The organism is Shewanella sp. 11B5 (assembly GCF_002836795.1).
GTDB lineage: Bacteria > Pseudomonadota > Gammaproteobacteria > Enterobacterales > Shewanellaceae > Shewanella > Shewanella frigidimarina.
Genome location: NZ_PJAP01000312.1, coordinates 1 through 7012, shown reverse-complemented (window position 1 = coordinate 7012; position 7012 = coordinate 1). Strand labels below are relative to the sequence as shown.

The window sequence follows — 7012 nt, the reverse complement described above, 5'->3', positions numbered from 1 at the left end:
AGTATAAGAGAAAGATTTAAAAAAATAAAAAGTTCATAATTAAGGAATAAAACTTCAGCCTTTATATCGGCACCAATAGCAGTAAGATGAACCAATAGATAACAAAAAAGCCTGCAACATTGCAGGCTTTTGGTTTGTACAAAAATAATACTTATTGTTTACAGAATATTAGCTGCATTACGATAGCTATGAGCCGCTGTTGAATTTTCACCTAACTGTTCTTGTGTTTGAGCTAAAGCCAGCCATGATTGATGAGTTGGTGCTATGCGACATACATTTTGCCAATGAGTTTTGGCTTGTTTAGTCTCACGACTTTGAATGGCAAGCTTGGCAAGGCAAATTTGATAGTCAGCATCATTTTCATGAGTGGTTTCTAATTTGCTGAGCAATTTACGGATATCTTGATCTTGAGCGGTAATTAAATCAGGTATTGCTGTAAATAACGCTGCTGATGGCGAAGCATTGAGTTGTTTAATGATTAATTTTAGCGCTTGAACTTTATGACCATACTGAATAAGTCCACGAGCATAGGCTAATATCAGTTCATCTTCTTTACGTTCTGATTTATTTAACCAATGCCAACATTTGGTTAACTCCGCTTCAGATATTTTGCCTGCATTGATCATTAAAATACTGTTGGTCTTAGTATTTAATTGGTTGAACTCAGTTTCAGCTAATAATTGACGCTTTTTAAGAATAGGTAACAACAACTTCAATGCCTGCCAGTCTTGCTGCTGTAAGTATAATTCTTGCGCCAATTTAAGCACTGGAGAGCTGCTTTTACTTGTCGGGTTCAGTTTATCTAATATTGCCCGGGCCTTAACCAGTTCACCTTGCTTCATTAAATAACGGGTGCGCGAAGTATAAACCGCTGTCTTTGCAATTGGGTTTTTCTCTGCTTGAGTTAAATAATGATCGCGAGCTGTAATATCACCTTGATAATGTGCTGCTCTAGCTGCTGCAAATAGATTTAATACCGGGATTTCACCTTTTTCAGCCCCTTTTGCCATTGCTTTTTCTGCCGCAGGCCAATCTTCTTCTGCCAGTGCTAAAGCACCGATTAACGTATGCTTTTTAGCGGCTTTTCTTCGCCATTGTTCTGGAAGGTATCGGCTACTTAATACAATATTTAATAACAAGATGATTAACCATTCGAGTAATTGTAGTGCAAAATAAAACACAATTAAGCCAACAATACCGGTCACTAAACTGGTTTCTATTTGATATTCACCAATTGCGATGTAAATGTAACCGCTTTGCCCAATAATGAGTGGGCTGATACACAGCCCAATTAAAATAAGAACAACATAAACTAGCGTCTTAATCATTGCGCAGGCTCCTGTGTAGGCATAATTTCACCATAAATAACCAGTTGCTGCAGTAGTGGCGATGCTTGAAATTTATTGAGCGAAATTTTCTCAATGTTAACCTTGGCAAGCTTATCTAAAGACTCAATCATTGATTTGGTCTTTGGATCTCTCAAGTCAAAGTACTGTTGTAACCATTTGTCTGCTAACGATATAGACTGTTGATAATTCACTTGGTCAAATCGGTACAATGCTAATTGTGCTTGTAATAATTTGTTGCGAATATTTTCGACTAAATACCACTGTTGCTCAGGTGATAACAACGGTTCCAAATCGGTTGTACGCTTACGAATAGTGATAAAGCCATCAGTCAAATCGTGCCAAGTTCGGGCCAGGTTCTGTTGCCAGTCGTCAATTGAATCTGTTACTTGTTGAGTATTTTTATTGTCAGCAAAATTTTCATCAACACGATTTAATGGCAATTGTGTTAAGCCATCAATAAGGGAATCTAGCTCAAAAATTGTATTGGTGATGTCAGTCGTTTTTAATGCTTTAACTTTAGTGATGTCAGCTGCTAAGGCTTTGCGTAATAAAGTTAATGCAGGATCTTTCATCGCACCAATGCGTTCATCCGCTGATTGTAATAAACCAATAGCGGTTTGCGGATCGTTTTCTAACCACAGTTTTCTACCCGCCATGCGCACAAGGTATTCAGCTTCTGATGCCATCCAATGGTTAGGACTACGCAGTGCAATTACCGCAACGCGTTCTTGCAATTGTTTATTTGATTGCTGCAGTTCGGCTAATTTCGCATAAGCTTTGGTATCATTCAGCTGTTGTTGCTCTAACGTGCCAATGCGCTTATTGGCTGCCATTGCCGTTTGCTGTAATTCATATTTTAACGATTTATTTTGTGTTACTTGTTCCGAGATATTTTGCCCTAACTGAGTTTGACCATTACTTTGTTGATCAAGTTGCAAATACAGCCAATAACAAGCTGCAATAGCCACAATTGCCACGAGTAAACTGAACAGTACTCCAAGACGGATCCACCAAGAGCTAGGCTTCGCTTTGCGTCGACTATTATTAACCGGTGAATTGGTAGAGGAGTTTGACTGATTATTATTGGTTTTGCTGTCAGCAGATTTTTGGCTAGTTGCATTGCCTTTTTTGGTCTGTGCCGGTTTTTCTACAGGACTTGGTGCAGGAGAAATTACTTTCTCATCCTTGTGAGCAGGCGGGTTTGGATCTTTTTTATTGTTTTCCATGAACAGTCCTTGAAAGCAAAAATACAACCAATAAAAGCAATATTAATAAATGCGTGTCGATGCAAGATAACAATACAATAACAAATTATAACGCAAGACTCGCTAGTATAGCTTGAGTATTTGCTCCATTTGCATTGGAGATATGGCTTAAGCCCATTGCTTTTGCTTGTAATTCGACGCGATTACTGGGGACTATGATATGACATGCACGTAGCCATGCAAATAATTCTTTTGGTACAAGCTCAACTAAGTTGGATAATATTTCACCGCTGGTGACGACAATGGTGTCAATTCCAAACGATTTCCACTGTTGAGTTATCGCTTTACCGTCAAGGTTTGGTATTGCGCGTTGGTAGACTTGCCAATAGTTCACATTGGCGCCTCGTAGCTGTAATTGCTCTGCAAGTGTTTCTCGTCCGCCTAAACCCCGAACAATAATAAATGACTGTTTATCGACATCTTGTAATTGGGCTAGCGACAATAATCCTTCGCTATCTTGACTGTGTTCTGGTGAGGTAAAAGCATCGATATTATATTGAGCTAGACTATCTGCCGTAGCTTGGCCTACAGCAAAATAACGACAGTGAGTCGGAAATTGCTGTTGCAGTTTTTGTGCGGCAAAGTCCACTGCATTGCTACTAATAAACAGTAAGTTGTCAGTGTTATTTAAGTGGGTAGGATCGAGTTGTTCTGTGGTTTCTACAACCGATAATAGCGGAGTAACAAGATAAGCAACGTCTCGCAGCGAGAGTTGCTCTTCCATTGCTTGATTGCGCCCTTGTGGGCGCGTTAACAAGACTTTCATGGTCTGTTATCTTGATAGCACAAGATTAACTGGCATACACAGCGTCTAAAATAGTTTTAGCACCGCGACTCAGTAAATCCTCTGCAAGCGATTCCCCAAGTGCAACCGCATCGGTCTTAGAACCCGAGACAGTGCCTATAATGATTTGGCTGCCATCAGGATTACCAACTAAACCACGTAGAGTTAAATTATCACCGTTTATTTCAGCAAAAGCACCAATAGGAACTTGGCATCCGCCTTCTAAACGAGTATTCATTGCTCGTTCAGCAAGCACTCTATAACGGGTTTCTAAATGTTCTAGTGGCGCTAATAACGCTTTAACTCGCGCATCATCAGTACGGCACTCAATTCCTACCGCACCTTGGCCATTGGCTGGCAGTGATTCTTCGGCAGAAATAAAGTTAGCGATACGTTCGTTTAGCTTTAAGCGAATTAATCCGGCGGCCGCTAAAATAATCGCATCATAGTCACCACTGTCTAGCTTGGCTAAACGAGTACCGACATTTCCGCGTAAATCTTTGATAACTAAATCAGGGCGAGCAGCTCTAATTTGGCACTGACGGCGTAAACTTGATGTACCTACCACAGCGCCCTGAGGTAATTCGCTGATAGATTTATAATTGTTTGACACAAATGCATCACGCGGGTCTTCACGTTCACAAATCACTTGTAAGCCCAAACCTTCTGGAAACTCTACCGGCAAGTCTTTCATGGAATGCACAGCAATATCGGCGCGATTTTCAAGCATGGCAACTTCCAGCTCTTTAACAAACAAGCCTTTGCCACCGATTTTAGCTAAAGGAGTATCTAAAATGACATCACCTTTAGTACTCATTGGCAATAGCTCAACCGTAAGCCCAGGATGAATGCGCTCAAGCTCAGCTTTAACAAATTCAGCTTGCCACATTGCAAGTGGACTTTTACGTGTTGCGATACGAATTATATTTTCAGACATGGTAGTAGATCCAATCAGATAGCCTCATTGAGGTAATGCTATCACCGCTCAAGCTTTGATGTAACAAATCGATGGTAATTGTTTGAAGTCCGTAGGGCTTATTTTTGATTAATATTGTTTGTTAGCTACTGGAGTTATAAAAAATAAATGCTACGATGATCACCATTTCGGTAAAAATGTGATCTTGATTGGCAAAAATAGTCATAAAGGGTTAGTCTTTTATAATTAGTTGTTACCAGATTGTTGCTTTAGAGAAAAATAAAGGAAGTGAGTCTTGACCGATAAAACGGCTTATTACCAAAAGGATTTAGCTGAAAAGCTCAATGGCATCAGATTGGCAAGAGTGCTCAATGTGTTGCCTGAATCACAGCTGCATTTATTTCATCTTATTCCTTTTTTAATCCATCATAATCAAATCAATGTGCCTGGTATTATCGACCCCGATACACCTTGTGGTATTCACGATTTTACCTTGTCAGATGCGATAGTGTCGGCATGTGATGCATTGTCTTTATCCATTCCTGAGATGATCCAGCCAAGTGATTGTGTTTTTGAAGGCATATATGCCATGGGAAGCACTGCTAGTTTTGGACAAAACCCTCAAAGTGACGTTGATATCTGGTTGGTTTACAATAGCAAACTGACTGATGACCAGCTAAAGTTAATTGAATATAAAAATAAACTTATCAGTGACTGGTTTGCCGGTTTTGAGTTTGAAGTGAACTTTTATCTTGTGCATCCGATGCAATTTAGAGAGTGCAGCGCATTTGATAATTGCCAGCCAGTAGGATTAGAACACAGTGGTAGTAGCCAGCATTGGCTATTATTAGAAGAGTTTTACCGCTCTCACATCCGGCTTGCAGGTAAAGTTGTTGCTTGGTGGCCTGATGCCAATAGTCAAAATACCGAGTTTGATGCCAGTTTACTTTATCTTGGCGATATCAATTCTTTGCCAGCAGCAGAGTATTTCGGAGCCTCATTATGGCAGCTGTATAAGGGGCTCAATAAACCCCATAAAGCATTATTAAAAGTGTTGTTGCTGGAAACTTACGCCTCGGAATATCCTAGTACAACATTGATTACTCAACAAATTTGGCAATATTGTGAACAACAAGATTTTAGTGTTGATAACGATGCTTATTTATTGCTTTATCAACGTATTGAAACCTACTTGATAGCTCAAGGTGATGATAATCGTTTAGAAATTGTTAGGCGTTGTTTTTACTTAAAGTCAGGTGTCACGCTATCGTGTTTATCACCTAATAGTGCGACAGACTGGCGGGTAGAGAAAATTCAAAACTTGGTTAAGCAATGGGCATGGAGCCATGAGTTGGTAGCCACATTGGATAATAGTCCTTATTGGCATGCAGGTCAGCTTAAATGGTTCAATCAACAGCTCAGTGAACTGCTATTAGTCAGTTACAAAAATCTATTGCAATTTGCCTCAAAACAAACACTAAGTGAACGTATGCGGGTTGAGGAATTAGGCTTGCTGGCGCGTAAGCTACACACTTATTTTAGTGAAGATACTCATTTGTTACAGCCTTTAAACCGCTTATGGAGTCTATCTACTGCTGAAAAATCGTTGACCATCTTCCATTGTAGGCAAGCATCACGTTTTTATCTTTATCGCCAAGCATACCTTGATAAAGATCCGTCTCAAGCGGTTGATAACGATCCTGCACATGAGTTCGACGATCATTCAATTCACGAAGCGGATAATATATGCAATTTAGTTGCCTGGTCAGTGTTGAATGGCCTCGCAACGGTAGATACTCAATGGTTTCAAGTTGGACGAGGTAAAAGACGGACAGATAAATTAAGTTACTTAACGCGTAAACTTATTCCTATTATGCACAATGTACCCACTGTTTATAAACGTGATTTATGTGAACCATGGTGCTATCAAAAAATTGTGTTGATTACTAATATGGATAGAGATCCGACAACTCAATTGAGTGAGCAAGAATTGATATTGGAACATGTTAATGCCAATATTCTCTCTTTTGGTCAGACAAAAATAAGTATGGTGTCATCTGTCGCAATTGTTTGTTTGAACAGCTGGGGTGAATGGCAGAGTCATCGTTTTAATGGAAAAACCGCATTACTGGAAGCCATTTCATTTATTATTTTGGGATTAAAACGCTCAAATGAGCAGGTTGATTTATCGATTATTAGTTGCTCGGCAAAATTAAAACAACCGATTTTTAATCAGCTCAAAACACTCCTGTTACGTTGTTATGGTTTAATGAAGAAGGTCAATCAGACAAATACATTAATGCACCCGATAACCATTGGTGAGCAACATTATAGTATGCATTTCAATTCATTAGGTATGATGTATCGTAAAGTTGATTTAATAACAGGTACCGGAAATTTTAATTCATCTGTGTTGCCATATGCAGATTTAGCTGAAGACCCCTATTTGAATTCACCATCGGTAATCCAAAAGTTTATCGTGATGGGAGCGAAGCAGTATTTTTTACGTGAACGTCATCAAACTCTTGATGTGTTTATTGCGGACGATAATAATCAGCTTGAACATTTACAATATCAACACACTAGCATTAATGATTTTGTTGCCAAAGAAAGTCATTTATATGTTTTTGACGAGCAAAAACAACGATCCCCTGTTTTTAATATGCCGCAGTTTTTTCAACTTGTGGATATAGAAGGC

At 39.3% G+C, this 7012-nt stretch carries 5 protein-coding genes; 1 reads left to right on the top strand and 4 read right to left on the bottom strand.

The features are described from left to right. Positions 1–158: 158 nt before the first annotated feature. The 4 genes from CXF78_RS06315 to hemC form a co-directional block, all read right to left on the bottom strand. Positions 159–1328, bottom strand: a complete 1170-nt coding sequence (locus CXF78_RS06315; protein ID WP_102036294.1) for a heme biosynthesis HemY N-terminal domain-containing protein — start codon at positions 1326–1328, stop codon at positions 159–161. Next, complete coding sequence (locus tag CXF78_RS06310) at positions 1325–2575, bottom strand: uroporphyrinogen-III C-methyltransferase (RefSeq protein ID WP_102036293.1); 1251 nt, start codon at positions 2573–2575, stop codon at positions 1325–1327. Before CXF78_RS06310 ends, CXF78_RS06315 begins: the two co-directional genes overlap by 4 nt. Positions 2576–2660: 85 nt before the next feature. After that, positions 2661–3380, bottom strand: coding sequence for a uroporphyrinogen-III synthase (locus tag CXF78_RS06305; RefSeq protein ID WP_059747105.1), 720 nt, complete (start codon positions 3378–3380; stop codon positions 2661–2663). A 25-nt stretch (positions 3381–3405) separates the two neighbouring features. Continuing rightward, entirely contained in the window at positions 3406–4335 is a 930-nt protein-coding gene (gene hemC / locus CXF78_RS06300; protein ID WP_011635929.1) for a hydroxymethylbilane synthase, read from the bottom strand. Between the two features lie 274 nt (positions 4336–4609). On the opposite strand from hemC, the gene CXF78_RS06295 reads away from it, so the two are divergent. Beyond that, positions 4610–7012: class I adenylate cyclase (locus CXF78_RS06295; RefSeq protein ID WP_102036292.1), on the top strand; the 2403-nt coding region annotated here is incomplete at its 3' end.